30 protein-coding genes and 2 pseudogenes are annotated in these 24,207 nt (G+C 38.2%); 23 read left to right on the top strand and 9 right to left on the bottom strand.

The features are described from left to right. The first annotated feature begins 302 nt into the window (after window positions 1-302). From ACLHDF_RS00510 to ACLHDF_RS00475, 8 genes and pseudogenes are all read left to right on the top strand, one after another. On the top strand, window positions 303-1,109 hold the full coding sequence (locus ACLHDF_RS00510; protein WP_413917111.1) for a cell wall hydrolase: 807 nt from the start codon (window positions 303-305) through the stop codon (window positions 1,107-1,109). A 312-nt stretch (window positions 1,110-1,421) separates the two neighbouring features. Beyond that, window positions 1,422-2,372, top strand: coding sequence for an ABC transporter permease (locus ACLHDF_RS00505; RefSeq protein WP_193422357.1), 951 nt, complete (start codon window positions 1,422-1,424; stop codon window positions 2,370-2,372). Then, window positions 2,365-3,312 carry an iron chelate uptake ABC transporter family permease subunit gene (locus ACLHDF_RS00500; protein WP_413917110.1) on the top strand — a complete coding sequence of 316 codons (948 nt, stop codon included), beginning with the start codon at window positions 2,365-2,367 and terminating at the stop codon, window positions 3,310-3,312. Before ACLHDF_RS00505 ends, ACLHDF_RS00500 begins: the two co-directional genes overlap by 8 nt. Next, entirely contained in the window at window positions 3,306-4,064 is a 759-nt protein-coding gene (locus ACLHDF_RS00495) for an ABC transporter ATP-binding protein (protein ID WP_413917109.1), read from the top strand. Before ACLHDF_RS00500 ends, ACLHDF_RS00495 begins: the two co-directional genes overlap by 7 nt. Window positions 4,065-4,088: 24 nt before the next feature. After that, window positions 4,089-5,045, top strand: coding sequence for a siderophore ABC transporter substrate-binding protein (locus ACLHDF_RS00490; protein WP_413917108.1), 957 nt, complete (start codon window positions 4,089-4,091; stop codon window positions 5,043-5,045). A 335-nt stretch (window positions 5,046-5,380) separates the two neighbouring features. Next, entirely contained in the window at window positions 5,381-6,223 is an 843-nt protein-coding gene (locus ACLHDF_RS00485; RefSeq protein WP_413917107.1) for a manganese catalase family protein, read from the top strand. Between the two features lie 295 nt (window positions 6,224-6,518). After that, a complete protein-coding gene (locus ACLHDF_RS00480) occupies window positions 6,519-7,031 on the top strand; it encodes a DUF3231 family protein (RefSeq protein WP_413917106.1) in 513 nt (170 codons plus the stop codon). A 104-nt stretch (window positions 7,032-7,135) separates the two neighbouring features. After that, window positions 7,136-7,434, top strand: a pseudogene (locus ACLHDF_RS00475) (manganese catalase family protein); the annotation flags it as partial. 76 nt (window positions 7,435-7,510) lie between these two features. Here ACLHDF_RS00475 and ACLHDF_RS00470 read toward each other — a convergent pair. The 4 genes from ACLHDF_RS00470 to ACLHDF_RS00455 all read right to left on the bottom strand — a co-directional run bounded on the left by ACLHDF_RS00470 (window position 7,511) and on the right by ACLHDF_RS00455 (window position 10,191). Further along, window positions 7,511-7,765 carry a hypothetical protein gene (locus ACLHDF_RS00470; RefSeq protein ID WP_413917105.1) on the bottom strand — a complete coding sequence of 85 codons (255 nt, stop codon included), beginning with the start codon at window positions 7,763-7,765 and terminating at the stop codon, window positions 7,511-7,513. Between the two features lie 153 nt (window positions 7,766-7,918). After that, window positions 7,919-8,998 (bottom strand): PrsW family intramembrane metalloprotease, encoded by a 1,080-nt coding sequence (locus tag ACLHDF_RS00465; protein ID WP_413917104.1) that lies wholly within the window; start codon window positions 8,996-8,998, stop codon window positions 7,919-7,921. 307 nt (window positions 8,999-9,305) lie between these two features. Further along, window positions 9,306-9,554: a hypothetical protein gene (locus ACLHDF_RS00460; RefSeq protein WP_413917103.1), complete on the bottom strand. Its 249-nt coding sequence runs from the start codon at window positions 9,552-9,554 to the stop codon at window positions 9,306-9,308. A gap of 22 nt (window positions 9,555-9,576) precedes the next feature. After that, window positions 9,577-10,191 (bottom strand): NAD(P)-dependent oxidoreductase, encoded by a 615-nt coding sequence (locus ACLHDF_RS00455; RefSeq protein WP_413917102.1) that lies wholly within the window; start codon window positions 10,189-10,191, stop codon window positions 9,577-9,579. A gap of 266 nt (window positions 10,192-10,457) precedes the next feature. Here ACLHDF_RS00455 and ACLHDF_RS00450 point away from each other — a divergent pair, with 266 nt between their 5' ends. From ACLHDF_RS00450 to ACLHDF_RS00440, 3 genes are all read left to right on the top strand, one after another. Beyond that, on the top strand, window positions 10,458-10,634 hold the full coding sequence (locus ACLHDF_RS00450; RefSeq protein WP_413917101.1) for a hypothetical protein: 177 nt from the start codon (window positions 10,458-10,460) through the stop codon (window positions 10,632-10,634). Window positions 10,635-10,726: 92 nt separating this feature from the next. Continuing rightward, window positions 10,727-12,214 carry a hypothetical protein gene (locus tag ACLHDF_RS00445; protein WP_413917100.1) on the top strand — a complete coding sequence of 496 codons (1,488 nt, stop codon included), beginning with the start codon at window positions 10,727-10,729 and terminating at the stop codon, window positions 12,212-12,214. A gap of 139 nt (window positions 12,215-12,353) precedes the next feature. Then, window positions 12,354-12,524 (top strand): hypothetical protein, encoded by a 171-nt coding sequence (locus ACLHDF_RS00440; protein ID WP_413917099.1) that lies wholly within the window; start codon window positions 12,354-12,356, stop codon window positions 12,522-12,524. A 28-nt stretch (window positions 12,525-12,552) separates the two neighbouring features. Here the strand turns inward: ACLHDF_RS00440 and ACLHDF_RS00435 are convergent, their stop codons facing one another. Next, window positions 12,553-13,260 carry a DUF421 domain-containing protein gene (locus tag ACLHDF_RS00435; protein WP_413917098.1) on the bottom strand — a complete coding sequence of 236 codons (708 nt, stop codon included), beginning with the start codon at window positions 13,258-13,260 and terminating at the stop codon, window positions 12,553-12,555. Window positions 13,261-13,602: 342 nt separating this feature from the next. Here ACLHDF_RS00435 and cspD point away from each other — a divergent pair, with 342 nt between their 5' ends. Both cspD and ACLHDF_RS00425 read left to right on the top strand, forming a co-directional pair. Next, window positions 13,603-13,800 (top strand): cold-shock protein CspD, encoded by a 198-nt coding sequence (gene cspD / locus ACLHDF_RS00430; RefSeq protein WP_013057877.1) that lies wholly within the window; start codon window positions 13,603-13,605, stop codon window positions 13,798-13,800. Window positions 13,801-14,043: 243 nt separating this feature from the next. Then, entirely contained in the window at window positions 14,044-15,621 is a 1,578-nt protein-coding gene (locus ACLHDF_RS00425; protein ID WP_413917097.1) for a peptide chain release factor 3, read from the top strand. Window positions 15,622-15,718: 97 nt separating this feature from the next. Here the strand turns inward: ACLHDF_RS00425 and ACLHDF_RS00420 are convergent, their stop codons facing one another. Beyond that, window positions 15,719-16,045: a DMT family transporter gene (locus tag ACLHDF_RS00420; protein WP_413917096.1), complete on the bottom strand. Its 327-nt coding sequence runs from the start codon at window positions 16,043-16,045 to the stop codon at window positions 15,719-15,721. Beyond that, window positions 16,042-16,575 carry a TetR/AcrR family transcriptional regulator gene (locus ACLHDF_RS00415; RefSeq protein WP_413917095.1) on the bottom strand — a complete coding sequence of 178 codons (534 nt, stop codon included), beginning with the start codon at window positions 16,573-16,575 and terminating at the stop codon, window positions 16,042-16,044. The genes ACLHDF_RS00420 and ACLHDF_RS00415 overlap by 4 nt, the downstream gene beginning before the upstream one ends. Before the next feature lie 229 nt (window positions 16,576-16,804). Between ACLHDF_RS00415 and ACLHDF_RS00410 the strand changes: the two genes are divergently transcribed. Then, window positions 16,805-17,380, top strand: coding sequence for a poly-gamma-glutamate hydrolase family protein (locus tag ACLHDF_RS00410; protein ID WP_413917094.1), 576 nt, complete (start codon window positions 16,805-16,807; stop codon window positions 17,378-17,380). On the opposite strand, the pseudogene ACLHDF_RS00405 reads toward ACLHDF_RS00410, so the two are convergent. Continuing rightward, window positions 17,331-17,885: pseudogene (locus tag ACLHDF_RS00405) on the bottom strand (HAD-IIIA family hydrolase). The gene ACLHDF_RS00410 and the pseudogene ACLHDF_RS00405 overlap by 50 nt on opposite strands. 148 nt (window positions 17,886-18,033) lie before the next feature. On the opposite strand from ACLHDF_RS00405, the gene ACLHDF_RS00400 reads away from it, so the two are divergent. Together ACLHDF_RS00400 and ACLHDF_RS00395 are read left to right on the top strand one after the other, a co-directional pair. Beyond that, on the top strand, window positions 18,034-19,356 hold the full coding sequence (locus tag ACLHDF_RS00400; RefSeq protein WP_413917093.1) for a helix-turn-helix domain-containing protein: 1,323 nt from the start codon (window positions 18,034-18,036) through the stop codon (window positions 19,354-19,356). Between the two features lie 157 nt (window positions 19,357-19,513). Next, window positions 19,514-19,660 (top strand): hypothetical protein, encoded by a 147-nt coding sequence (locus tag ACLHDF_RS00395; RefSeq protein ID WP_413917092.1) that lies wholly within the window; start codon window positions 19,514-19,516, stop codon window positions 19,658-19,660. 38 nt (window positions 19,661-19,698) lie between these two features. Here ACLHDF_RS00395 and ACLHDF_RS00390 read toward each other — a convergent pair whose 3' ends face one another. Next, the gene (locus ACLHDF_RS00390) at window positions 19,699-20,142 is read right to left on the bottom strand and encodes a hypothetical protein (protein ID WP_413917091.1); all 444 of its coding nucleotides are present in this window, start codon (window positions 20,140-20,142) and stop codon (window positions 19,699-19,701) included. A gap of 118 nt (window positions 20,143-20,260) precedes the next feature. Between ACLHDF_RS00390 and ACLHDF_RS00385 the strand changes: the two genes are divergently transcribed. From ACLHDF_RS00385 to ACLHDF_RS00355, 7 genes are all read left to right on the top strand, one after another. Beyond that, window positions 20,261-20,479, top strand: coding sequence for a DUF1659 domain-containing protein (locus tag ACLHDF_RS00385; protein ID WP_413917090.1), 219 nt, complete (start codon window positions 20,261-20,263; stop codon window positions 20,477-20,479). A 15-nt stretch (window positions 20,480-20,494) separates the two neighbouring features. After that, the gene (locus ACLHDF_RS00380; RefSeq protein WP_413917089.1) at window positions 20,495-20,707 is read left to right on the top strand and encodes a DUF2922 domain-containing protein; all 213 of its coding nucleotides are present in this window, start codon (window positions 20,495-20,497) and stop codon (window positions 20,705-20,707) included. A gap of 55 nt (window positions 20,708-20,762) precedes the next feature. After that, entirely contained in the window at window positions 20,763-20,900 is a 138-nt protein-coding gene (locus ACLHDF_RS00375; protein WP_129710525.1) for a YvrJ family protein, read from the top strand. 84 nt (window positions 20,901-20,984) lie between these two features. Beyond that, window positions 20,985-21,398, top strand: a complete 414-nt coding sequence (locus ACLHDF_RS00370; protein ID WP_098476227.1) for a BlaI/MecI/CopY family transcriptional regulator — start codon at window positions 20,985-20,987, stop codon at window positions 21,396-21,398. Between the two features lie 3 nt (window positions 21,399-21,401). Beyond that, the gene (locus ACLHDF_RS00365) at window positions 21,402-22,253 is read left to right on the top strand and encodes a M56 family metallopeptidase (protein ID WP_413917088.1); all 852 of its coding nucleotides are present in this window, start codon (window positions 21,402-21,404) and stop codon (window positions 22,251-22,253) included. Between the two features lie 38 nt (window positions 22,254-22,291). Next, window positions 22,292-22,999 carry a DsbA family protein gene (locus ACLHDF_RS00360; RefSeq protein ID WP_014459307.1) on the top strand — a complete coding sequence of 236 codons (708 nt, stop codon included), beginning with the start codon at window positions 22,292-22,294 and terminating at the stop codon, window positions 22,997-22,999. Next, complete coding sequence (locus ACLHDF_RS00355) at window positions 22,999-23,409, top strand: disulfide oxidoreductase (RefSeq protein WP_413917087.1); 411 nt, start codon at window positions 22,999-23,001, stop codon at window positions 23,407-23,409. The genes ACLHDF_RS00360 and ACLHDF_RS00355 overlap by 1 nt, the downstream gene beginning before the upstream one ends. The last annotated feature ends 798 nt before the right edge of the window (window positions 23,410-24,207 follow it).

Raw genomic sequence — 24,207 nt, 5'->3', positions numbered from 1 at the left:
TCAATAATTACACTATTTCTCTATTTGTCTGCTGTTTTCCTTTTTATCTCTGAGATTAATGATAAATAAAATCAAGGTTTTTACAGAAAGAGAAATCTAAGTAAATGAATAAAAAAGCTCGTTTCGCAATGGAATCGTCATATTTCTACATATTCTTTAAGGGTCATGTAAAAGTTGTAACATAACGAATGGCACTGTAAGAAACTTAATCCAATTAGAACAAATGTTACTGTTTTTTTTAATGAAAAGGCGAATCTATGTGCTAAGGTAATAGCAGGTTCAAATTTTAGGAGGTAGTTTTTGTGAGTAAAAAACGTGTAAAAAAATGGGCAGTTGCTTCTGCAGCGTCTGTAGCATTTCTAGCAAGTCAAGGAACAGCAGCAGCAGCAGCTTCGCACAAAGTCGTAAAAGGAGATACCTTGTGGGGGCTTGGCCAACAAAATGGGGTTACGGTAGATGAACTGAAAGGTGCTAATAACCGTCAAAACGACATGATTTACGTTGGAGAAACATTAACGATTCCTGACCAGGGACAAGCACAACCTGCCGCTAGTCCGGCATCATCTGTACATACAGTAGCACAAGGAGAAACTTTATATCATATTGCAACACAAAACGGCATGACTGTTGATCAGTTAAAAGCTGTTAACGGTTTACAAAATGATATCATTACAATCGGACAAACATTAAAACTTCAAGGAGAAGCACCGGCGCCGGCACAAACTGCTCCGTCTACATCGGTTTCTGCACAAGATCAAGATTTACTAGCAAGATTAGTAGAGGCAGAGGCAAAAGGGGAGCCGTACCAAGGAAAAGTAGCGGTAGCAATTGTGGTATTAAACCGTGTAGCTTCACCGGAATTTCCAAATAACATTCACGACGTTATTTATCAGCAGCTAGGAAACGGCGTATATCAATTTTCACCAGTAGCAAACGGAGCAATTAATCAGCCTGCATCAGAAGAATCAAAACGAGCGGTAAACGAAGCATTAGCAAACCCGCATGAAAACGATGCACTGTTTTTCTATAATCCGCAAATTGCCGAAAGCCAATGGGTTGCAACGCAGCAAGTAACGGCAGTTATCGGAAACCATGTATTTGCAAAATAAGTAGATTTCTTTCAAATATAAACATATATTTCATATATATGTATATGAAGTTAATACACAAAAAGGATAGCAACAAGGAGCCATCCTTTTTGTATACAGAGAGAAATCGTCATTTTCAAACGTAATTAAACCTTAAAATGCTTTAACAGAGCTACCTGTTAAGGCATTTTTTTTGCCTGAATTTTGATAAAACCATTGATTATTTAGAAAATAATGATATGATAAAAGAAGTCAATTGATAATGATAATCATTTACAGATGATGAAGGAGGAGATAAGTAGACTTATAGCGGGAAGAAAGGAGTAAGGAAAGTTGAAGTTTTATCAGTTAATTCTTGTATTTGCCGTACTAGCGGTTGCTTCTCTTTTTATAGGAGTACAAGATTTGTCAGCAGTAGACCTGTTTCATTTAACAAAAGAAGAAAGTCAAACGCTGTTTTTTAGTCGTTTTCCAAGGCTTTTGAGTATTATTATGGCGGGAATGAGCCTTAGTATTTGCGGATTAATTATGCAGCAAATTACGCGAAATAAGTTTGTATCTCCAACGACTGCAGGAACGATGGACTGGGCAAGACTTGGTGTGTTAATTTCTCTACTAGTATTTGCTTCAGCAAGCCCTCTATTAAAAATGACCATTGCTTTCATTTTCTCACTTGCGGGTAATCTATTGTTTATGAGAATACTAGATAGAATTAAATTCAACGATACGATTTATATTCCACTAGTTGGTTTAATGCTCGGTAGTATTGTAAGTTCCTTAGCTACCTTCATCGCCTACAAATACGATTTGATTCAAAACCTTTCTTCATGGCTGCAAGGTGATTTTTCGCTTGTGGTCAAAGGGAGATATGAACTTTTATACCTGAGTATACCGCTCTTAATAATTGCTTATCTTTATGCAGATAAGTTCACGGTTGCTGGTATGGGAGAAAGCTTTTCAATCAATTTAGGCGTGAAATATAAACAAATCGTGAACATTGGATTAGTCATCGTTTCGCTTATTACGTCAATTACGATTTTGACCGTTGGCATGCTGCCTTTTTTAGGGTTGATTATTCCAAATATCGTATCGATTTACCGTGGAGATCATTTACGAAAAAGTCTGCCTCATACAGCCCTGCTTGGAGCTGTGTTTGTACTTGCGTGCGATATCTTAGGCAGAATCATTATTTTCCCTTATGAAATCTCCATTGGGCTAATGGTTGGTGTAATAGGAAGTGCGATCTTTCTTTTTATGCTGATAAGGAGAGGTCGTTATGCATAACAAATATAAAATCATCATTCTTGCCGCGCTGGCCATTTTATCAGCGGCACTGTTTATTGGCTACGATTTAGGCTACTGGCAGTACACACTGCCGCGAAGAATTGAAAAAGTCGTTGCGATTGTTTTAACTGGAGGAGCCATTGCGTTTTCATCTGTTATCTTTCAAACAATTACAAATAATCGAATCCTAACTCCTAGTATTCTGGGGCTGGATTCACTGTATTTATTTCTGCAAACGTTTATTGTGTACATCTTTGGCTCGACGAATATTGTCATCATGAACAAAAATCTTAATTTTCTTCTTTGCGTTTCGCTGATGATTATTTTTTCAGTTTTGCTTTACATGCTGATGTTCAAAAAAGCCGGTAAGAATATTTTCTTTATTTTACTGGTTGGAATTGTGTTCGGCACCTTATTTAAAAGCATGTCTTCATTTATGGAAATGCTAATCGATCCGAATGAATTTCAAGTTGTACAGGATAAATCATTTGCAAGCTTTAACAATGTTAATACCGATTTGCTATACATAGCAGCCGTTATATTTATCCTACTTGGCATTTACATATGGCGCTTTACATCCATTTTTGATGTATTGTCGCTAGGAAGAGAACATGCGGTAAATTTAGGTATTGATTATGACAAGCTCGTCAAAAAAATGCTGATTGTGATCGCCATTTTTGTCTCAGTGGCTACAGCGTTAGTTGGGCCGATTACATTTCTTGGACTGCTTGTTGTGAACCTTGCGAGAGAGCTGTTCAAAACGTACAAGCACACCTATCTAATGATGGGATCACTGCTGCTTAGTGTTATAGCTCTCGTCGGAGGAGAATTTATTGTTGAAAAAGTGTTCACCTTCAGCACCACGCTGAGCGTCATCATTGACTTTGCCGGCGGAATTTACTTTATTTATTTGCTGCTAAAGGAGAATAAATCATGGTAGAAGTAACAAATGTCAGTAAAACATACGGGGGAAAAACCGTTTTAGAAAAAACATCCGTCGTGATTCCAAAAGGAAAAATCACGTCATTTATCGGCCCAAACGGAGCGGGGAAAAGTACGCTGCTTTCAATTATGAGCCGTCTCATTAAAGCTGACTCAGGGTCAATATCTATAGAAGGAAAAAATATAGAGAATATTGACAGCTCAGATTTAGCCAAAAAAATGAGCATTTTAAAACAGTCCAATCAGCTTAATATTAGGCTTAGCGTACGTGAACTCGTAAATTTCGGCCGCTTTCCTTATTCAAAAGGCCGCTTAACAAAAAGCGATGAACAAGCGGTTGACCAGGCGCTGAGTTATATGAAGCTTGAAAGTATTCAAGATAAATACTTAGATGAACTGAGCGGGGGGCAGTGTCAGCGAGCTTTTATCGCTATGGTCATTGCACAGGACACGGAGTATATCTTCTTAGATGAACCGCTCAATAACTTGGATATGAAGCATTCTGTTGAAATTATGAAGCTGTTGAAACGGCTCGTAAAAGACTTAGGCAAAACCATTGTGATTGTCATTCACGATATTAATTTTGCATCTGTCTATTCGGATTATATTGTGGCGCTTAAAAACGGTCGAGTAATCCGTGAAGGTCCAACAGAAACCATCATTCAAACGCCCGTATTAAAGGACATATACGATATGGATATTCCTATCCAAATGGTTGACGGACAGCGTATTTGTGTGTACTTTTCATAAAAATTTATTCATGAGGTGACGAACGTGAAAAAAGTATTATTAATGTTTGTAGCAGTCTTAACTGCGATTGTTGTAGCCGCTTGCGGTAATCAAGGGGCAAAAGAAACATCAAGTGGAGAAAGTAAACAAAAAGAGACGGTAACGGTAACGGATCAGTTTAATAAAGATGGTATTAAAATTGAGAAAAATCCTAAAAAAGTTGTAGTATTCAGCATGGGTGCACTTGATACGCTAGATAAACTAGGTGTTGAAGTAGCGGGCTTACCAAAACAAGCGCTCCCTGAGTATTTATCAAAGTATCAAGATGATAAGTACGCAAATGTAGGTGGCTTAAAAGAGCCTGATTTTGAAAAAATTGCAGAACTAAAACCAGACTTAATTATTATTCAAGGCCGCCAAGCGGATTCATTTGATGAATTCTCAAAAATTGCGCCGACGATCTATATCGATACAGACAACCAGCACTACATGAAGTCATTTAAAGAAAATACAAAAGTACTAGGACAAATTTTCGATAAAGAAGATCAAGTGAAAAAAGAGTTAGCAGCGATTGATAAGCAAATTGCGGATTTGAAAAACCAAGCTGACAAACTAGATAAAAAAGCACTTGTAATGATGGCAAATGATAGCAAAATGACAGCGTTTGGTCCAGGTTCTAAATACGGATTAATTCATGATGTATTCGGTATCAAAGCAGCAGATAATAGCCTAGATCCATCCGCTAAGCACGGTCAAAGCATTGCATATGAATATTTAGTTAAACAAAACCCGGATTACTTATTCGTGGTTGACCGCGGCGCAGCAATTGGTGAAAAATCATCTGCTAAACAAATTGTTGAAAATGAGTATGTAAAAGAAGTCAATGCAGTGAAGAACAATCACGTTGTGTACCTTGATCCAGGCCTTTGGTATTTATCTGGAGGAGGCCTTGAGTCAATGGAAGGTATGATTAAAGAAATCAAAGCAGGTATAGAGAAGTAATAGTAAAAAAGGAGCTGGTCTAAACCAGCTCTTTTTTTTATAAATAATTTTCTGTCTTGCAGTGGTTTTGACTATAAAAGAAAGAGCTTTATAAACTGAACGAATAGTAGAGAAATGTTTAGGTGGGTCCTTATCTTTAAGAATAGCATATAGGTCCTTTATCCTTCTCGTTGAGTGGCTGTCTGCTTATTAAAGTAGGTTTAATAGGTTTTTTTATCTATTTTCTTTCAAGATGACAAAAAGTAGAAAATTAGTGATTAATTAAAATAAGAAGAGGGAAACGAAAAAAAGAGGAAATAACAAATTTCTAAAAGGAAATTAAAGGAGGAGTTAACATGTTTCGTCATCAAAAAGAACTGCAATTTGAAGTGAAAGTAGATCGCCCAGATCCGATGCTTGCTCGGCAGATTCAAGAAGTACTAGGTGGACAATTCGGTGAAATGACAGTAATGATGCAATACCTCTTTCAAGGATTTAACTGTCGAGGAGAAGAAAAGTATAAAGATATGCTGATGGATATAGGTACAGAGGAAATTGGACATGTAGAGATGCTTTGTTCACTTATTAGTCAATTGCTTGATGGAGCCTCTCCCGAAGATCAAGCAGAAGCCGCGAAAGATCCTGCAACAGCAGCTATCATGGGAGGAATTAATCCTCAGCACTTACTAGTGAGCGGACTTGGCGGTTTGCCTACTAATTCAAATGGAGTTCCGTGGAACGGTTCATATATCGTAGCAAGTGGGAATTTATTAGCGGACATGCGTTCAAACTTGCATGCAGAAAGCCAAGGTAGACTTCAAGTAGCTAGGTTGTACCATATGACAAAAGATGAAGGTGTACGTGCGACGTTCCGAAAAATGCTAGCGCGTGATCGTTATCATCAGTATCAGTGGATGGAAGCGATAAAGGAACTGGAAGAAAAAAATGGAGTAGTTGTTCCGGCATCTTTCCCTCCTGAGGCTGAAAAAGAATCACAGCCGGAAGCTTATGAGTTTTGGAACCTCTCCCAAGGAGCTGAATCAGAAGAGGGACCATGGGCTAATGGAAGCGCTCCAGACGGAAGCGGTGAATATGTATATATCAAAGATCCTGTAGCAAAAGGACAGGTTCCTGATCCAGAAATTCCTGATACTTCGCTACATCATGATTTGACTCGTGAAAAAGTTTTCTCTAAATAAGAAAAGAAAGGCCCTCGACATATTCGAGAGGTCTTTTTTTGGGGTTCAAAAAAATTTGTTTTTCTCTACAAAAGAAAAGTTTCACGGTGAATTCAACGCATTTGCTATTCCATATAAGGACTGCAAAAAGACTGCTATAAGCAGTTTTTTTGCTTATTTTAAAGGTTAGTATCCACGTGTATTAATTAAGGTATCTGTTAATATCTAGAATAAAAAAGCCGCATAGGGAAACAGTAGTTATGTGCATATGTTAGAAAGGTGGCACACTATTATGAGTATTTTAAGGAGGATAACAATGGGTATTTTAAGCGGGAACCCTACAGATGAACCAATGCACTATGGTGAAGTTTTCGGTACGTGGTCGTTTCTTTCTGTCTCAAAAGGGTTAGTAGCTGGCTATCAAACATTTTTAAATCATGTAGGAGATAAAGATCTACATAAATTAGTTCAAGAAACAATCGAGCAGTGTCAGCAAGAGATGAAAGGTGTAGAGACATTGTTAAAAGAAAATGGAGTGGCTTTACCGCCGACTCCTCCTGAACGTCCAGAAGCATGTTTAGATGATATTCCAGTAGGGGCACGTGTTCAAGATCCAGAGGTTGCAGCAGCCATTTCAATGGATATCGCTGCTGGTCTCGTAACTTGCAGCCAATTAATTGGACAATCTATTCGTGAAGATATTGCAGCTATGTTTAGCCAAATTCATATGCAGAAAGTAGCTCTTGGGGGTAAGTTTTTACGCCTTAATAAAGAAAAGGGTTGGCTGATTCCACCACCTCTTCACAAATCAAAAAATACAGACTGTTAAGAAAGAGCTTTTATAAATTGCAAAAAGCAAATTGGAAATAAAAAAGGTACCTCTACTAAGTAGAGGTACCTTTTTTTTGCTTCAAAATAAGGTGATGCAATATTTTTCAAAGCTCTAACTCTAGGGGAAAAGAAACGCAATATCGAGGTTTGGTGAAGGTGTTTTTTTAGAAGAAATAGCTCATGTAGAACTCGGTCAAAATACTTTTAATGCATTGGGAGATGAATCTGGCGGAGCTGTTAGATCAGGCTCCTCTTGATGAAGCTGTAAAACATGCTAATCCTCATCACTATATTATTGGGGCTCAAAGTTCACTGGCAGTAGACGCAGGCGGGAATCCATGGAAGGCTAATGGGTTTATAATCACGGAAATCTAGTGGCTGATTTGCTCAATAACGTTGTATGTTATAAATAACTAAAATATATAGACACAGTCAAAAAAGCTCATATTATTTAATATATGAACCTTTTTGACCGCTTTAAACTTGTTCAAAGGAATTAGCATGTTTACAAATGGTTCCAGGAAGGTTATGGATCATGTTAAACAAAGCTAATGCTGTTGTTTCCAGTTCTTCATAACGATGCATGACATCGTTTTCATTGTCATGAATTTGAAAGCTGTTTAATTGCTTTGAATAACTTAGTGTAAACCTATTGGCAAGAGTATGAGTAATATCGCTATCTTTATAATTTACTAAATTTGCTATCATATGCTTAATTTCAGTGAGATTCATCCACCAAGTCACCCTTTCACGTTATTAAGGTTATCATACCATATACAGGCAATTTGAATGCTGGTTTTTACAATTTGTAACAACAATTTTTAAAATGAAACATAAAGGTAACAAAAAGTTAAAACGAGTAGCTTAATGCAAGCTGAACATTTCCTATGAGGGTGTCGAATCTTCTTTATGATAGGTCAACTTCAGCTTTTTATCCGCGATTTCTTTTAGACCAATACGAATCATACTGAATACTAAAATCCATAATATAACTGTTAAAATCGTATGTCCTGCCGGGAAAGTATTCAGTATAGGTGAATCCCAAAGAGCATGCATGAAAACGACAAGCAAAAATACCCCGAGAAATTTTGTTTTTATTAACATGCTCCACTGAAATCTCTTATCTCCTTGTACAATACAGACTGCAGCCCCTGTCAAGGCAGCCCAAGCCACATGTCCTCCGGGAGCAAAAATACTGCGCCAGAGTATTGTAGAATAAAGCATGTGAAAGCTGTCTGAAAGAAGTGCTCGTAAAGCATAGCCAGCAGTTTCAAAAGCAGCAAAACCTGCTCCTATTGCAGCTCCCAATAAAAGGCCGTTAAGGATATATCTATATTTAAGATTGCGCACAAAATAAATAACAGCGATAACTTTTGCCAGTTCCTCACATATTCCAATCACAATCACATTTGTATTATTTCCAAGAATATCGTAAAACACAAGTGCTAATAGAAGCGAGAGGATTCCGCCAATAAAAACTACATAAACGATTTTATAAATAGCAATATTTTGCGGAGCGTTCATTTCCCAAAAGAAAATCAGGGTAGTAAATGGAACAGCAAAAGCACCGACCACAATAAGACCTGGTATGAAGTTACTGTTTTCGAACAAACTTACGCCTAGATATAATCCTAAGTATGCGACAAGCGCAATAAGAAAAACCCTTGCAAAAAGCCAAGGTTTTGGCCATGTATTTACAACTTCTTCTATTTTAGGAGTCGTAAGTGCTGTTCCTACAATAAAAAGTCGTTCAGCTTCCATTTCACTGTGATGCCGGAAGACTCGAGAGAATATATTTCGAAATTTAGGTTCAACCGAACGTTCATTTCTCGGAATCTTATCAACACGATGGGCAAACAAGTAGAATATGCTGTAGTTTTCATCATGGTCCACGATTTCATGGCCGCAGTTTAAGCAGAATTGTACCCCTTCTGGATTAGAATAAGCGCAATGGGGGCATTTCATTTATCTTCCTCCTCTTTCTATAGACACATCATTTGACGCTTGCCTTGTGATAGTTTTTACATATATTTATTATATGAGCTGATGAAAAAAGCATAAGAGGGTTTGGTAAGCAATTTATTCAAATTATGGAATTATATGTATATAAAAGACAAGCAGCTGGCTGGCGTAGCTATTTTTGTATCACTCAAACCCCTTTATAAAAAACGCTCATTAAAAACAAAAAAGCTGTGCCATAAATCGAATATCCCACTTACGACACAACCATCTATATTATTGGAAATTTGAATTTGAGCAAGTTACACACCTGCTACGCAATAAAAAAGCTTCCCGACACAAAAACAATGACACCAATAATCATCATTAACGTTTCACGATCTTTTTTTTCTGTTTTTTTATTAGCAGGCAGCAGCGATTTTGAAAGGGGCTTGGCAAAAATAATGACAAGCATGCACACAGCAGCAAAGATGCCAAGCGCCACCTGGAAATTACCTTCAATAAAGACGCATGCCATTAAAAGTATGAGACTTATTTTCAGAAAATTTTTTGATAGGTTCACTATCAACACTCCTTTTGAACACTTAATACGAAAGACTTAGTGATTTTTTTATATTCCTGTTGTTTTCCACGGCTTGAAGCAGAAAATGAGCTACGTCAGCACGGCTGATGTTACGTCCGTTTTCCGGTATGCTTTCTTCTGCTATACGATAATACGTGGTTAATGGGCCTCTCGTTAAACCCATTGGTCGAGCGATGGTCCAGTTGAGTCCGCTTATTTTTAAGAGCTTCACCGCTTCGTGATGATCGCGAAGCACATTTTTTAAAATACGCTGAGCAAGCCAGCCTGTCACTCCTGGAATTTCTCCGTGGATTCCGGCAGAGGCCGTATAGGCGATACGCTGAATTCCGTTTTCGTTCATACATTGAATCAGCAGATTGGTCGTTTCGACTAAAAGGGTAGAAGGCCCTAAATTTTCGGTTCCAAGACAAGAAATCACTGCATCACATCCTCGCATGGCCTGACAAATTTCATAATAATCAAGCACGTCGCCTTGTATGACGTGTACGTTCGCATGTGTTATCTTAAGCTTAGCTGGATTTCGTACAAAAGCTTTTACATAATGTCCGTTTTTAATCGCTTGCTTGATCAATTCCTGTCCCGTCCTGCCGCTTGCGCCAATCAAAAAAATGTTCATACGATCAACCCTTTCGTTTCAATGTAGGTAGTAAAAACGAAATTTTCTTTTACCATAACACATTTTTCTCGATTTAGCTTGTCAAAACATAAAAGCTTCTTACGAGATTCACCAAGGTAAGGGGTATCCTCTGTTCTTTTTTAAAACTTATGTCATAGACTGTCTAGAAAACAAAGAAATGTACGAACGGTTTATAAAGGTGTTTAATGATATAGAAGCGAAAGGGTATGATAGGAATAAGGGACGAACAGAAGGGGCGATGCACTATGAAAAAATCGGTAAGCCGAGCACGTGTTATCATAGTACTAATAGGTTTTCCGCTCATCTTTCCCATTATGGCGCTTGTGACGGGTGAGTGGCGATATATGACTTGGACTATTCCACCTGCGCTGATGTCGTGTTGGACGGCGCTTTTTGTATTAAGGAAGCAAGAAGAAAGATAACAGGAAATTTGAACTATTGCATCGAATTTATAGAAAAAGTATAAAATGATAGAACGCTATAGTAAGAAAATTTAATGAAGGACGGTGTGAAGATGAACGGACAACAGTTATTGTATGGGTTGCTTACGTCTAAAGGCGATATCCTAAGAGCTGCTTATGTGTTATGTGACCACCGCATTTATACGGAAATGTCAGCGCAGTATCAGCAAACGGAGCATACGGATTTTCAGGCCTCATTGGTAGAAGAAATGAAATTGCTTGAAAAACAGCCTGAAGTAGACATGCATTTGCATATTTTGCTCGAAATGGCGAAGTTTTTTGAACTTCCTGTTTCCCATGCTACAACAAATGGCGAGCTGTATGAGCTAAGCGATAACATTGGAAATTTACTTGTATCTAAATACAATGAGCTGTTTTCAATTGCACGCTGTCATACGTTAGAAGACGTAATGCGCCATCAAATTCGACTGTTCTTTCATCTAATTGATTCGCAATATATGATTGCTACAAATCGTCAGCAAGCTGTGTTTCAGCAGCAGCTGATGACTTGGATTGAACAGCTATCCCCCATGTATCAGGAAAGAATGATTGATGCATTAGGAGAATATCAGCAGGAAGCACTTGTGAAACTACTGCAGAAAAAAGGGACAATTGAACTGTACAAACAGCTGCCTCCGCACGCATACCCTGCTATTTCAGGCCTTATGGCAACCGTAATGAGTATCTTTATTCCTGTTAATTACCCGCCAGCACTGCTATTTAGTATGAATGCGCCGCTGTTTTTAATGGCGAGCTTTGAAAGTCATGAAATTATCGCAAAACGCAAAGAAGCTGGAACTTTTTTACCGCTGTTATTAGTAGTTGTTCAGCAAATGTGGACGTACAAGCTTGAACATCAGGATGAGCTGTTGAATTATCAGTCTCTGCTGATTAAATGGTCATCTGTACACACAGCGTATCAAGATTATGTAAAAAAGAAAGAACAGTCACTGTTTGACCGTGAACGGTTAGACAATTTCATTTATAAAACAGAGCAGTATGTCAAGCAGCTCCGCGCTACGGAGAAAAAGACGGTGAAGCAAATTGAAACGCTCAAAACAGCCATTCGCCATCAGCTTGATGAAATGGAGCTCACATCGTTAAACGGAGGGCTTGTGCTTCAAAAAATGATTGAAGAGCACGAATCATTAAAACAAGATGTAGAAGAACTACAGCGCAAGCTTTCGATTAAAGGTGACTTCCTTTCCAAGGTAAGGCTCACATTCCGTTCTGCAGAACGAGCTGTCAAAAGCAAGGTGAAAGAAGTAGAGCGTAAAAAAGTGCTCATGCAAATGACGGACTTTATTTTAGCAAATCGGTTGCCCGTATGCGTAGATATTCAAAATGAGATTTATGATTATCAGGACGAGCTGACGACGACCATTTTTCAGATTAATCAGCAGCTCGAACTGCTTGAAGAAACAAAACAAAGCCGCCAGTTAGCAGATGCCAAGGTACGCCGCTATGACCAAGAAATAAAGCGGTTTGAACGGAACTACTATGGCTTAAAAGAAGGAACCGTTGAAAAGATGGCACAGTGAGGTTGGGACAAAAGCATTTTAGTTGAAGGGAAATCCGAACGGTGAATCGAGATTCTTGATGGAGAATCCGACTCGTTCGGATTTTTTTATGGTGAACATAGGTTTTATGTATACAGTTGCTTATAGCTTCTTCTAGCTGTTGATTAGAGGGCAAGACGAAGACTCCTACAGGAAAAGCGGAACAGATGAGACCCCGCAGGAGCGTAAGCAACGAGGAGGCTCAGCGGCCGCCCGCGGAAAGCGAAGCCTTGCACGGAAATCAACAGCGGTGTCAAAAGCAATCCATACGAGCTCATTTGTTCGTCCTTAGATTGGATTGATGTCGTTATGTCTCAATCTCATTCTCTGTCTGTAGGAGCGGACAACTGATCTTTATACTCATCTATATAGAGCATGCCATTTGTTGACACAACTGCATACAGCACTTGGTTCAACTGAAGCTGACGATTTGAAAGCTCAAGGTTAATCCACTGTTCGGTATATTGAGACGTTAAATTTTTACGAATGATCTCTCCGTCCATGACAAGTTCTACAGGTAAATTCATTTCTTTGAACGGCTTAGACAAAACGTCTTGTTTGGCAATGTTTTGATAAGCTGTTTTTTTTAATACAGATAGTTTCCCGCTTACTTCTAAAACAGCAAATTCTACTTCAGCAATGTTGAACGTCCCTAGTTCTCGTAAATGCTGATTCAAGTCATCAATAGAATATTTAACTTTTTTCATATTTGCTTCAAGAAGCTTTCCTTTTTCCATAATAACCGTCGGGCGTCCTGTAATCCATTTTCGTAAGCGTCTGCTTTTTAGAGCTGTTGATGCTAAAAGAAAATGAATGATTACAAGAAAAGCAAAAGAAGCGAACATCGGCAGAAATTTTAATTTTAAATCAAATCCCATATTTGCGATAAACGACCCAATAATAATGGACATCGCAAACGTAAAATGATTATTATGCGTGTTAATTTGTTTTCCAATCAGAAAAGTTGTAATGCTTAAAATAATAAAAGAGACAAAGGTTCTAAGAAGGGACAAAAGAATGTCTTCCATCGCTTGTGACGTCACCTGCTTTCTCATAAATAGAAAGAGTATCTATCTCTATAGCGTTATCCATTTAAAGGATCGTTATACAAGAGAAAACATCAAGAATAAGTGCGGATAATGCGTTCACATTCAGATGCTTAAAAAGGGGAGGAAAAGCTGTAGGTAAGGGGGAGAAGCGCACAAAAAGAATGTGCAAATTCCTTTGAAATTTTTTGGAGGATTTGTTACAATAAAGGTGCTTATTTTTGTTCGGTAAGGATAGTTCGAAGTGTTCGTCTTGACTTATTGTAAGAGCAGGAATAGAGTAATACACAATGTGTGGATTGTCACACAAGGAGGAAAAGAGATATGTTACAAGGTAAAGTAAAATGGTTCAACGCTGAAAAAGGTTTCGGTTTCATCGAAGTAGAAGGACAAGACGATGTATTCGTACACTTCTCTGCTATCCAAGGCGAAGGTTTCAAAACTTTAGAAGAAGGTCAAGAAGTTACATTTGAAATCGTTGAAGGCAACCGTGGACCACAAGCTGCTAACGTTCAAAAGTAATTTTTTTTATAAAGTGAAACATCGGTCAGCGGAACGTTTCGCCGGTCGTTCGTTAAACTAAACTGGGAGAAGGCCCCTTTTATAAAAGGGGTCTTTTCTTGTTCGCTTTTTACACCTTGTTGACGATTTCTTTAATTTTGTTGAAGTATTCAAATATGAAAAAAACTAGTCACGCAGTATAAAAAAAGCGTATAATGAAATGATGAAAATAGGAATTGTAGAGCAGAAAGGATTTTAAAACGTATGAGCAACCAACTTCAAGAAACAATGGTCGATTCGCGTCGTACATTCGCCATTATTTCTCACCCGGATGCCGGGAAAACAACGTTAACAGAAAAAATGCTGTTACTTGGCGGAATGATTCGTTCAGCCGGAACGGTTAAAGGAAAAAAATCAGGCAAGTTTGCTACATCTGACTGGATGGAAATCGAAAAACAACGTGGAATTTCGGTTACATCAAGTGTTATGCAGTTTGAGTATAAAGATCATTTTATTAACATCTTGGATACACCAGGACATGAAGACTTCAGTGAAGATACGTATCGTACCTTAACGGCTGTAGATAGTGCGGTCATGGTTATTGACGGAACAAAAGGGATCGAAGCACAAACGCTTAAGCTTTTTAAAGTTTGTCGTATGCGCGGTATTCCCATCCTAACGTTTATCAATAAATTAGACCGTGAAGGAAAAGAGCCGCTTGAACTGCTTGAAGAAATTGAAGATGTACTCGGTATTGAATCATACCCTGTAACGTGGCCAATTGGCATGGGGAAACGATTCCAAGGAACATATGACCGTTTTTCAAAACAAATTGAAGTCTATCAAGGAAACAAAGAGTCCTATTTTGCAGACTTTGACGGTGAAAATATCGACGATGAAATTAAAAAACATGTCGATGAAATGTATTTACCAGGCTTAGTAGATGATTTATCTCTATTAGACGAAGCAGGTAATGATTTTTCAATTGAAAAAGTAAAGCAAGGACTATTAACGCCTGTTTTCTTCGGAAGTGCGATTGCAAACTTTGGTGTACAGTCTTTCTTTAATTCATTTTTACAATTGACATCACCGCCGCAGCCTCGTGAATCAACGAACGGTACCGTTCAGCCTACGGATGAAAATTTCTCCGGTTTCATCTTTAAAATTCAAGCGAACATGAACCCAGCTCACCGCGACCGTATTGCGTTCGTACGCGTATGTTCAGGGAAATTTGAGCGTGGAATGAACGTAACGTTGGCAAGAACAAATCGTAAAATGAAGCTAGCTCAGTCTCATCAGTTCTTGGCATCAAGCCGTGAAACAGTAGACACAGCGTATCCAGGAGATATCATTGGTTTATATGATTCAGGCACATATCAAATTGGCGATACCATTGTAGGAGAGGGAAAAGTATTCGAATTTGATGCTCTTCCAAAGTTCCCGCCTGAACTATTTGTAAAAGTTCGTGCGAAAAACGCAATGAAATCAAAGCATTTTGAAAAAGGTATTAATCAGCTTGTACAAGAAGGAGCCGTACAGCTTTACCGTACGCCGTTCTTTGGAGATTATATTTTAGGAGCAGTTGGTGAACTTCAATTCCAAGTGTTTGAACACCGTATGAAAGGTGAGTACAATGTGGATCTTGAATTCACGCGCATGTCTCATAACATTGCAAAATGGGTAGACAAATCAACAATTGAAGATCGCATGCTAGATTCTCGCGTGATGCTAGTAGAAGACCGTGATAATCATTCCGTTCTTATGTTTGAAAACGACTTTGTATGGCGTTTGTTCCAGGACAAATATCCATCTGTTAAATTCCTAGATCCGTTTAATCTATAAAAGAGTATAAAAAAAGGAAAACGATACATACTACTTTCATAAGTAGACAGTCGATTTTCCTCCTTTGCTTAAGAGTCAGTATTTACTGGCTCTTTTTTTAATGAGCCACTGATTTTAAATTTAAAAGAATGACTCCCGCAATGATTAATACGATGCCAAATACCATCGTAAGACTGCCGCTTTCTTTCCAAATGACTACACCAATCACAGCTGTCACAGCGGTTCCTACGCCAGACCAAATGGCATACGCAATGCTGAGCGGAATGTGCTGAAGTGATGCGGAAAGCGCATAGAAAGCAAGACCAAATCCTAATAAAACACCAAGGCTAGGCCAAAATTTTGTAAATCCGTTTGATGCTTTTAACATAGATGTACCGAATAATTCTGAACTAATGGCAATCGCTAAAAATAAATAGGCTTTCATCGAAAACCCTCCTCTGTCAATTTCCGAAGTTGTTGTTGAATCTGTTTTTGCATGTCTGGATCCACAGGTGCGAGCCCAAACATTTGGCTGAACCATAGTCCGTCAGCTGCTAAGCGCACAATGGTAGCGAGAACTGGATCAATGTCGTCCTGTTCAATGTGCTGCTGCCACTTTTCATATTGCTTTTGAAAATGCTCTAGCAGTTCAGGATTCGTTGCAATACCTGCAAGTAACCCAGCACTCATCACTTGTTCACGCTGCAGGTCACGAAGCGTCTCAGCGAGGTATGCGCGGCTCCATTTGCCAGGAGCATCGTCATGTTCAATTTGTACGTGCAGTCCGTCATCATATTGTTTTGTGACTGAATATAGCATTTGCTTAATCAATTCATCTTTTGAAGAGAAGTGATACAGTAAGCCGCCTTTACTGACACCGGCTTCTTTTGCTACTTTTTCAAGCGTTAAATTTCCAACGCCGTCACGCTGTACAACCTGCGTAGCAGCAAGCAATATATCATCAAATGTAGACACATGAATTTCCTCCTTTTTTAATTTTCCCTAGAATACTTTACCGTCTAGACGGTTTGTTTGGCAATACTTTTATTTCGAATTTCAAAAAAAAATTTTGTGCACACTAACATATAAAGTATAAGAACAAAAATAAATGATTAAACAAAGGGTTTATCTCTTTACTATATGAAGAAAAAGGAAAAATAAAGCATGGGTATATAAAAGTTAAAGGAAAGGTGTGAAGAAACAGATGAGGGATGTGTATCAAAGCTTTCAAGAGTTATCTCAGTGCGAACGAGCGGGAATTGATTATGAAATAGAATGTGTTATGCGCCGAAGGGAAATTGTCGTGCTCGCTATTCACGGAGGAACGATGGAAATTGGGACAGGAGAACTGGCGGAAAAAATAGCGAAAAAGCTGAACGCCACGTTATATATATTTAAAACGCTGAAAGCAGAAAATCCATTTGAATTACATATTACGTCTGCAAACTATGATGAAGAAATGGCGCGCCAACTTGTTAAAAAATCAGCGGTCACAATCTCTCTTCACGGTGCCTATAGCGACGCCTCCACGACTTATATCGGGGGAAGAGACGAAAAGTTAGAAAAAGCGGTACGTCAAGCATTGTCAAGTTTTCCGATTAGTGAAGCGCCCGTACACTTAAAAGGCGTTTCGCCTCGAAATATTGCCAACAGCAACCTGCGCCACAAAGGGCTGCAGCTTGAAATAACCACTCCTCAATATGAACAATTACTACAAAATAATCAGTTGTTTAACGATTATGTGAATGCGGTAGTATCGGCTGTGAACTCAGTGATGTAAAGATAAATTCAACGGCTTCCTGTATATTGGATGCAATAAAGGCTGTTTGTACATCAGCCCATTTTTCTCGTTCATTTAACGTGTTGTGCCCAGCGCCTGTTAACACTAAAATACACTGAGCTCCTGCTGCACTAGCTGCTACGAGGTCTTTCAACCAGTCGCCAATTACGATACAGTTGGCTAAATTTAAGCTGTGCTCCGCGGCTGCTTTTAACAGCATGTCAGGCTTAGGTTTGCGGCATGAACTTCCGTCCGAATCTTCATGAGGACAAAGGTAAACACCATCAAATCCAAACACTAAAAGCTCAGAGGTAAAGTGTGATTTCTTTACCTTTCCTTACGCAATATCAGGTTGATTTGTAAAGGAAAACAGCGGAACGTTTTGTTTCTTTATTTCTCTAATCGCTTGCTTTGCTTGGGGAAACAGCTGGAAATTTCCTAGATATTCAATTTCATTACTGCCGCCAATCGTTCCATCTCGGTCTAAAAATATCGCTTCAATCATATAATTCACCTCTTTTTCCATCATAATGTAAAACTTAATTTATTTGAAAAAAACTTGTTTTTTTGAAAAAAATAAAAGAAATATGACTGTCTTTTTACTTCTCATCATATGGATAAGTTAAATAGAAGTGGTGAGGAGGGGAAGACAAGTGAACGAAGAATCGTTTTATTCACCATTTATAAGCGAAGACGGAAAGAAAAAAACGATTGGAGAAATTGAGTTTTCAGATGTTCAGGAAATGATGGAAAAACATTTAGAAGAAGGCTATCAGCTTGAGTTCAAACGAGAAGTAAGCTCAACGGTCAAAAGAAAAATTCCGAATATCATCGCTTCGTTTGCCAATGAAAAAGGAGGCTGGCTTATTTTTGGCATAGATGAAGACGACCATTCCATTAACCTGCTTGAACGCAAGGAATACGAGCTGTTTATTAATAATATGCTTAAAGATGTTACCAATCCAATTCCTCGTATCGTTACGCGTTTTTTATCACCTGAAGACCATCCTCAACAAGGCGTTTTTGTTATTTGGATTCCAGAAGGTCCGAACCCTCCTTATATGTCTTATGGGAAAATTTACAGAAGAATTGGAAGCGGCACATCACCCGTTACGGAAATTGATGATCGTTATCATTTAGATCGTCTCTATCAAAAATCGGAGGATCAAACGCAGCGACTAGAGGAATTTTGCACAAAAGAACTGTCTATCTATAACAGAAAATGGCCGATGCACGGAAAAAGCTATATTCATTACGGGATGTGTAATATGTACGTGCTGCCACTATATGATTTGCATTTAGTTGAACAAATGGAAGAAGAACGGTTAAAACAATATATTTTAAGCAAGTCTAATGAACCAAAATACTATCGTTTGGATGCCGAGAGCACGGTGATGCTGCATACACCGTTTGTTAAAGCCTCGTATTCAGCGGAATCCATTATTTTTCGAAGTACAGATGTAATTGATGCATATGATAAAACGATTGCGTGGGAGCAGTTTTATAACGGGTCGGCTAAGTTTCACATTCCTATTCCTTATATGGAAGAATCAAAACAAATTCATGGCGTACTGAAGTCAAGTATTTCAAGTTACATCGATGAGACGATTTTCGAGCAGTTTCAATATATAAACGGACCTTTTTTTCTTACATCTTTAGTCAGCTGCATCGGCGGATACATCGATTGTATGATGGAATTAAAAGCAGAGGTTGAAAATATGATTATTGTGATTGATTTAGAGAACGTTCGAAACGATGTGCTTTACTTTCCGCATCAGCAGTTTCAAGCCTTTTTAGAAAATGAAGGGCTCGTCTTTTCAGATAAAAAGCAGTATCGATTTAATCGATCATTTAAAACGACGAAATTAGAAGGGAATGTGGAGCTTCTTGCCTACGTGGATTATATTGTAACAGCGTTTGGACTTTCAAAAAACCAGTCAATTGATTTTCTTAAACACTCATTAAATCAAGGATAAAATATACAATTTTTTGACAATAACTAAAAAAATGACAAAAGTAAAAAAAAGTATGATAATATCTTTCGTAAGTAATGAGCAGGTAAAGAAGAGATAGGGGACTCTTTTTTGCGGATGCTGTTGCTAGGTAGGGTTAAACATAAGGGGAGAAAAAGTAATGAAAAAAGCGACATCCATACTTCTAATTGTCCTAGCACTGGCTGGATTAGGAGGAGTATGCGCTGCTTATTATCATTTGGAGCAGCAAAAGCAAACGAAAGAAATGACGTATGAACAGAAGTACATAACTGAAAGAAATGCATGAAAAAACCAGCCTATTGGCTGGTTTTTTTAGGTTTCAAGTCATAGTAAGTAAAATAAAGATTTTGCTTGTTCAGTTTTTTTAAATAATTCCAATGATGTATAGACGCAAAATAGAAAGCCAACGCTTGAAAAAACAAAAAACAAGCGGAGAAAAGGGCGTTTTTTTTGAATGCGAAAGTACGTAAAGACAACGAGTGAACATACAAGAAGTACGCTCATAGCAGCAAATTGAATCGCGAGGTCTGCTAAATCATCCACCGTGCGTTGAAACAGCTTTAGCGTTTCGTCGTTCAAATCAGTCTCAGGAATGTTCGTTTTGTCTTGTTGATTTAACACCCCTACATCCCATTTTTCTCGACTATAATCATGAGAAACCGTGTAGTAAAACGGACCAAGCTTTTTTTCATGTGCCCCATCATCAGCAAGCGCTGAAGCTGGATGCATGAATGCTAGAACAAAAAATAAAAAGCTCCACTTTCTCATTACAAAAGCCTCTTTCTAACTCAGTCTATCTCCCATTATAAACCAAAAATTTTTATGTTTCCATCATCCCTCTTTCCTATTTCAAATTCTATATATAAAGTGAAAGGGGGAATAAAAGATGGCAGAAAAAATTCAGCATTCAAGCCAGCTTCGCTTAGTATTAGAACAAGGAATAAAAGAGGATGGAAAACCCGCTTTGAAGACAAAATCCTATATGAACATTCAGCCTGGAAGTTCTGCAGATGCGCTCGTTACAGCGAGTGAAACCATTGCCAGCCTGCAGTCACTGCCGCTTGTTGAAATCAACGAAGTTGTCACGTTTTCACTTTTAAAATAAGAAAAGAGGTAGATTATGAAAACTTTAACGATGCAGTTTTTAAATGAGTCACAAAAAGCGGTAATCCTATCGATTGAATCACCAAAAGATACGTTAGACGCAGCAGCCATTGCAGCAGCAATGAATGCGCTAATCGCAAGCGATGTCTTTACTTCAAGCGGTGGAGCACTCGTTGCCAGAAAGGGCGCTCAAATCGTTGAGCGAAATGTAACCGAGTTTACGGTTTAAAAATCAAAGTCCTTCCACTTCGGTGCGAAGGGCTTTTTTAAAAGGAGAGAGGAAGATGACAGAGTGGTTTACGCTTGTTTCAGACGTTGGTTTTCCAGTGGTGGTGACGCTTTATTTACTTCACCGCATTGAAGCCAAGCTTGATACAGTTGTGCTGTCCATTCAGCATTTAACCGAGGAAGTAAAAAAATGATTATGACAATTGTAAGGCAGTTGTTATGGAAAAGTTGACGGATTTGACACCTCACACTACAATTAGTAGTGTGAGGTGTCAAATATGAAAATTGAAAAATTCAAATTTAACGAAACTGGCCTTAATCGCTTTTTTGGCCCGCTTGAAGCAAAAATTATGACGGCTTTATGGAATGGAAGTGAAATGTCCATTAAAGATGTACAGCACGTATTAGAAAAAGAAAAAGCAGTTAACTTCAACACCGTTATGACAGTCATGAATCGATTGGTGGAAAAAGGCGTGTTGCAAAAGCATTTAAAAGGACGTACATCCATGTATCAGCCGATTCTTTCTAAAGAGGAATTTATCGATGCTCAGTCGAAAGAGTTAACGCACGAATTGATCGATGAATTTGGCTCGCTCGCTGTTACTCATATGCTTGATGCGTTAGAAGAAGTGGATGATTCACTATTAAGCATGCTCGAATCAAAAGTCAAACAGTTAAAAAAGGATGAATAATCAATGAATCAAGGAATACTAAAGCGTTCTAAGCTTATTTTTAACCTGTGCTTTTTTATTGCCGTGACGTTGCTTATGCAAATGGGTATGTATGTGCTGCATTTGCTGTTTGGATGGAATTTATCGTTTAACTTGATTTTACTTTGTAATAAAGTAGCCCACTTTTTCGGCTTGTTTTTTATTGAATATATGCTGAATGCGGTTATTTTTCATACGATGTTTGTACTGTTCATTAAAGCTGTAAAGCAAGTGATTCAAATGCGGAAAGTCCGTAAAATGATTACAAAGCTGCGAAATGAAACAACAACGGCTGATCTACAAAAAGCGTACGGAAAAGATTTAACGGTCTTAACAACAGATCAGCCCATTGCATTAACAATGGGGTTGTTTACACCGCACATCGTCCTGTCTACAGGATTGCTATCGGTGCTTGATGAAAATGAACTAGAAGCTGTTATTTACCACGAGCAGTCACACGTTGCAAACAAAGATCCGCTCAAAACGTTTTTACTAAGCACGCTTGCCTCTGCATTATGGTATATTCCGTTTATTAAATGGAGCCATAAACGCTTCAAAGTAATGCGTGAAGTGCTGGCTGATCAAGATGCCATTGTGAAAAATGGCACGCCCGCTCACATTGGCAGCGCACTTTTAAAAATGGTAAAAACAGGACAGACAAGCTTTTCATGTGCGCATGTATCGTTTGCTGATACATCCGTTAATTATCGCATTCAATATATTTTAAATCCGGAAACAAAAATGCCGATGCAGCCTCCTGTTATTTTAACGCTGACGTCGCTATACGTGTTTTTTATTTTATGTGCGCTAATTTTTACAGCTCTAACAGCTTTGTAAGTTTGTAAGAGAGAGAAAGGGAAGAAGGAGATGAGATTGTGTCAAAAGCAAAGAAAAAGAAAAAAGTAACGCCCAATCAGCAAACGTCCTCGAGCAAGTGGATTTTTTGGGTGATTGGAATTATTGCGGTATGTATTTTAGGATTAATCGTCCTTTCTAATATGTCAAAGGGCGGAGGAGATGAAAAGGCCGCTCTTACATATGATAACCAACCGTATCTTGGAAAAGAGTCAGCCCCGGTAGAAGTGGTAGAGTTTGGAGATTATAAATGCCCAGCTTGTAAAAACTTTACAGAATCCTTTTTCCCGCTGATTCAAAAAGATTATGTAGATACAGGTAAAGTGAAATTCTACTTTATGAACTATGCGTTTATCAACAACGATTCATCTCGTGCAGCAGAGTTTGCCGAGACAGTATACAAAGAGCTTGGAAACGATACATTCTGGAAATTCCATGAACTTCTTTATAAAAAGCAAAATGCAGCGGATGAAAAGAAAGATGTCTTAACGGAATCTTACTTAGAAGATACGCTGAAAGAAGTATCTAGCGATGCGGATGCGAAAAAAGTAGCGAGTGCATTTAAAGATGGAAAAGGAAAAGATGCGTTTGACCAAGACATGAAGACAGCCAATGACTTAGGCATTACGGGTACACCAACGATTTATGTAGGCGGCAAAAAATTCGAAGGAAAAACAATCGATGACTTTGATCAAATGGTCAAAGATGCGGCTAAGGAGAACAAATAATGAACAAGTCTTTGGTTTTCGGGTGGATCACAGCGCTTATCGCGGTGCTTGGAAGCTTGACGTTTAGTGAAGTTCTTCACTTTATTCCGTGTGAACTGTGCTGGTATCAGCGGATTTTAATGTATCCGCTAGCGATTGTGCTAGGCGTAGCCGTGTATCGGAATGATACGTTCATCTATAAATACGTCCTGCCGTTTTCTATGATTGGTATGGCGCTTTCTGGCTATCATTATTGCCTTCAGAAGATACCAGCTCTTAAAGCATTTGAAACATGTACAAGCGGCGTTCCTTGCTCAGGTCAATATATTAACTGGCTTGGATTTATCACGATTCCTTTTTTAGCATTTATTGCTTTTACAATCATTACAATTATGATGCTTGTTCTTCGCAAGCAGGCGAAAAAAGCTTAACCTTCGGGTTAAGCTTTTTTGTATGAAAACAAAAAAAGTCCCGCTTACAAGAAGCGGGTGCAAATAGGGTACATCTATGAAAAATGATGAAATTGTTTTGACAAGAACAGTATATAAAAGAAAAGTGAAAAAACGGTGAAAAGTGAAAGACTTTTTTTAAAAGTGCTGGAAGAAAATAAGGGGAAATAAGCTTTTGCCATAAAAAAAGCCCCGCTCACAAAAAGCGGGGAATAAATAGGGGTCATTTATGAAAAATGATGAAATTGCTTTGACAAACTTAGTATACAAAAGAAAAGTGAAAAAACGGTGAAAAGATGGAAGCATTTAGAAAAATAAAAAAAGACCTGTTTTGGGGAAACAGGTCACTAGAAAGGGAGTAAAACTATGAAAAAAATATGCTAATTGGCTTCGCAAGTACTATCTTATACCTTTATGGTGAAAAGATGATGAAAATAGAAAATAGGTATAAAAAAGACCTGCTCTGGGGAAGCAGATCTTCAAAAGGAGTAAAACTATGAAAAAAATATGCTAATTGACTTCGCAAGTACTACCTTATACCTTTATGGTGAAAAGATGATGAAAATAGAAAATAGATATAAAAAAAGACCTGCTCTGGGGAAGCAGATCTTCAAAAGGAGTAAAACTATGAAAAAAATATGCTAATTGGCTTCGCAAGTACTATCTTATACCTTTATGGTGAAAAGATGATGAAAATAGAAAATAGATATAAAAAAAGACCTGCTCTGGGGAAGCAGATCTTCAAAAGGAGTAAAACTATGAAAAAAATATGCTAATTGA

Source organism: Priestia megaterium (assembly GCF_046599315.1).
Classification (GTDB): Bacteria; Bacillota; Bacilli; order Bacillales; family Bacillaceae_H; genus Priestia; species Priestia megaterium_F.
Note: the sequence above shows the minus strand (reverse complement) of the source record. Positions and strands in the feature narration are given on the sequence as shown.

What these genes read in the sequence shown, in the direction of transcription:
- cspD (WP_013057877.1), top strand. Translation starts at nt 13,603, where the DNA reads ATGTTACAAGGTAAAGTAAAATGGTTCAACGCTGAAAAAGGTTTCGGT.
- ACLHDF_RS00455 (WP_413917102.1), bottom strand. Translation starts at nt 10,191, where the DNA reads ATGAACATTTTTTTGATTGGCGCAAGCGGCAGGACGGGACAGGAATTG.
- ACLHDF_RS00370 (WP_098476227.1), top strand. Translation starts at nt 20,985, where the DNA reads ATGAAAATTGAAAAATTCAAATTTAACGAAACTGGCCTTAATCGCTTT.
- ACLHDF_RS00375 (WP_129710525.1), top strand. Translation starts at nt 20,763, where the DNA reads ATGACAGAGTGGTTTACGCTTGTTTCAGACGTTGGTTTTCCAGTGGTG.
- ACLHDF_RS00495 (WP_413917109.1), top strand. Translation starts at nt 3,306, where the DNA reads ATGGTAGAAGTAACAAATGTCAGTAAAACATACGGGGGAAAAACCGTT.
- ACLHDF_RS00385 (WP_413917090.1), top strand. Translation starts at nt 20,261, where the DNA reads ATGGCAGAAAAAATTCAGCATTCAAGCCAGCTTCGCTTAGTATTAGAA.
- ACLHDF_RS00470 (WP_413917105.1), bottom strand. Translation starts at nt 7,765, where the DNA reads ATGAATCTCACTGAAATTAAGCATATGATAGCAAATTTAGTAAATTAT.
- ACLHDF_RS00500 (WP_413917110.1), top strand. Translation starts at nt 2,365, where the DNA reads ATGCATAACAAATATAAAATCATCATTCTTGCCGCGCTGGCCATTTTA.
- ACLHDF_RS00465 (WP_413917104.1), bottom strand. Translation starts at nt 8,998, where the DNA reads ATGAAATGCCCCCATTGCGCTTATTCTAATCCAGAAGGGGTACAATTC.
- ACLHDF_RS00410 (WP_413917094.1), top strand. Translation starts at nt 16,805, where the DNA reads ATGAGGGATGTGTATCAAAGCTTTCAAGAGTTATCTCAGTGCGAACGA.
- ACLHDF_RS00380 (WP_413917089.1), top strand. Translation starts at nt 20,495, where the DNA reads ATGAAAACTTTAACGATGCAGTTTTTAAATGAGTCACAAAAAGCGGTA.
- ACLHDF_RS00450 (WP_413917101.1), top strand. Translation starts at nt 10,458, where the DNA reads ATGAAAAAATCGGTAAGCCGAGCACGTGTTATCATAGTACTAATAGGT.
- ACLHDF_RS00425 (WP_413917097.1), top strand. Translation starts at nt 14,044, where the DNA reads ATGAGCAACCAACTTCAAGAAACAATGGTCGATTCGCGTCGTACATTC.
- ACLHDF_RS00355 (WP_413917087.1), top strand. Translation starts at nt 22,999, where the DNA reads ATGAACAAGTCTTTGGTTTTCGGGTGGATCACAGCGCTTATCGCGGTG.
- ACLHDF_RS00480 (WP_413917106.1), top strand. Translation starts at nt 6,519, where the DNA reads ATGGGTATTTTAAGCGGGAACCCTACAGATGAACCAATGCACTATGGT.
- ACLHDF_RS00420 (WP_413917096.1), bottom strand. Translation starts at nt 16,045, where the DNA reads ATGAAAGCCTATTTATTTTTAGCGATTGCCATTAGTTCAGAATTATTC.
- ACLHDF_RS00445 (WP_413917100.1), top strand. Translation starts at nt 10,727, where the DNA reads ATGAACGGACAACAGTTATTGTATGGGTTGCTTACGTCTAAAGGCGAT.
- ACLHDF_RS00395 (WP_413917092.1), top strand. Translation starts at nt 19,514, where the DNA reads ATGAAAAAAGCGACATCCATACTTCTAATTGTCCTAGCACTGGCTGGA.
- ACLHDF_RS00435 (WP_413917098.1), bottom strand. Translation starts at nt 13,260, where the DNA reads ATGGAAGACATTCTTTTGTCCCTTCTTAGAACCTTTGTCTCTTTTATT.
- ACLHDF_RS00485 (WP_413917107.1), top strand. Translation starts at nt 5,381, where the DNA reads ATGTTTCGTCATCAAAAAGAACTGCAATTTGAAGTGAAAGTAGATCGC.
- ACLHDF_RS00390 (WP_413917091.1), bottom strand. Translation starts at nt 20,142, where the DNA reads ATGAGAAAGTGGAGCTTTTTATTTTTTGTTCTAGCATTCATGCATCCA.
- ACLHDF_RS00365 (WP_413917088.1), top strand. Translation starts at nt 21,402, where the DNA reads ATGAATCAAGGAATACTAAAGCGTTCTAAGCTTATTTTTAACCTGTGC.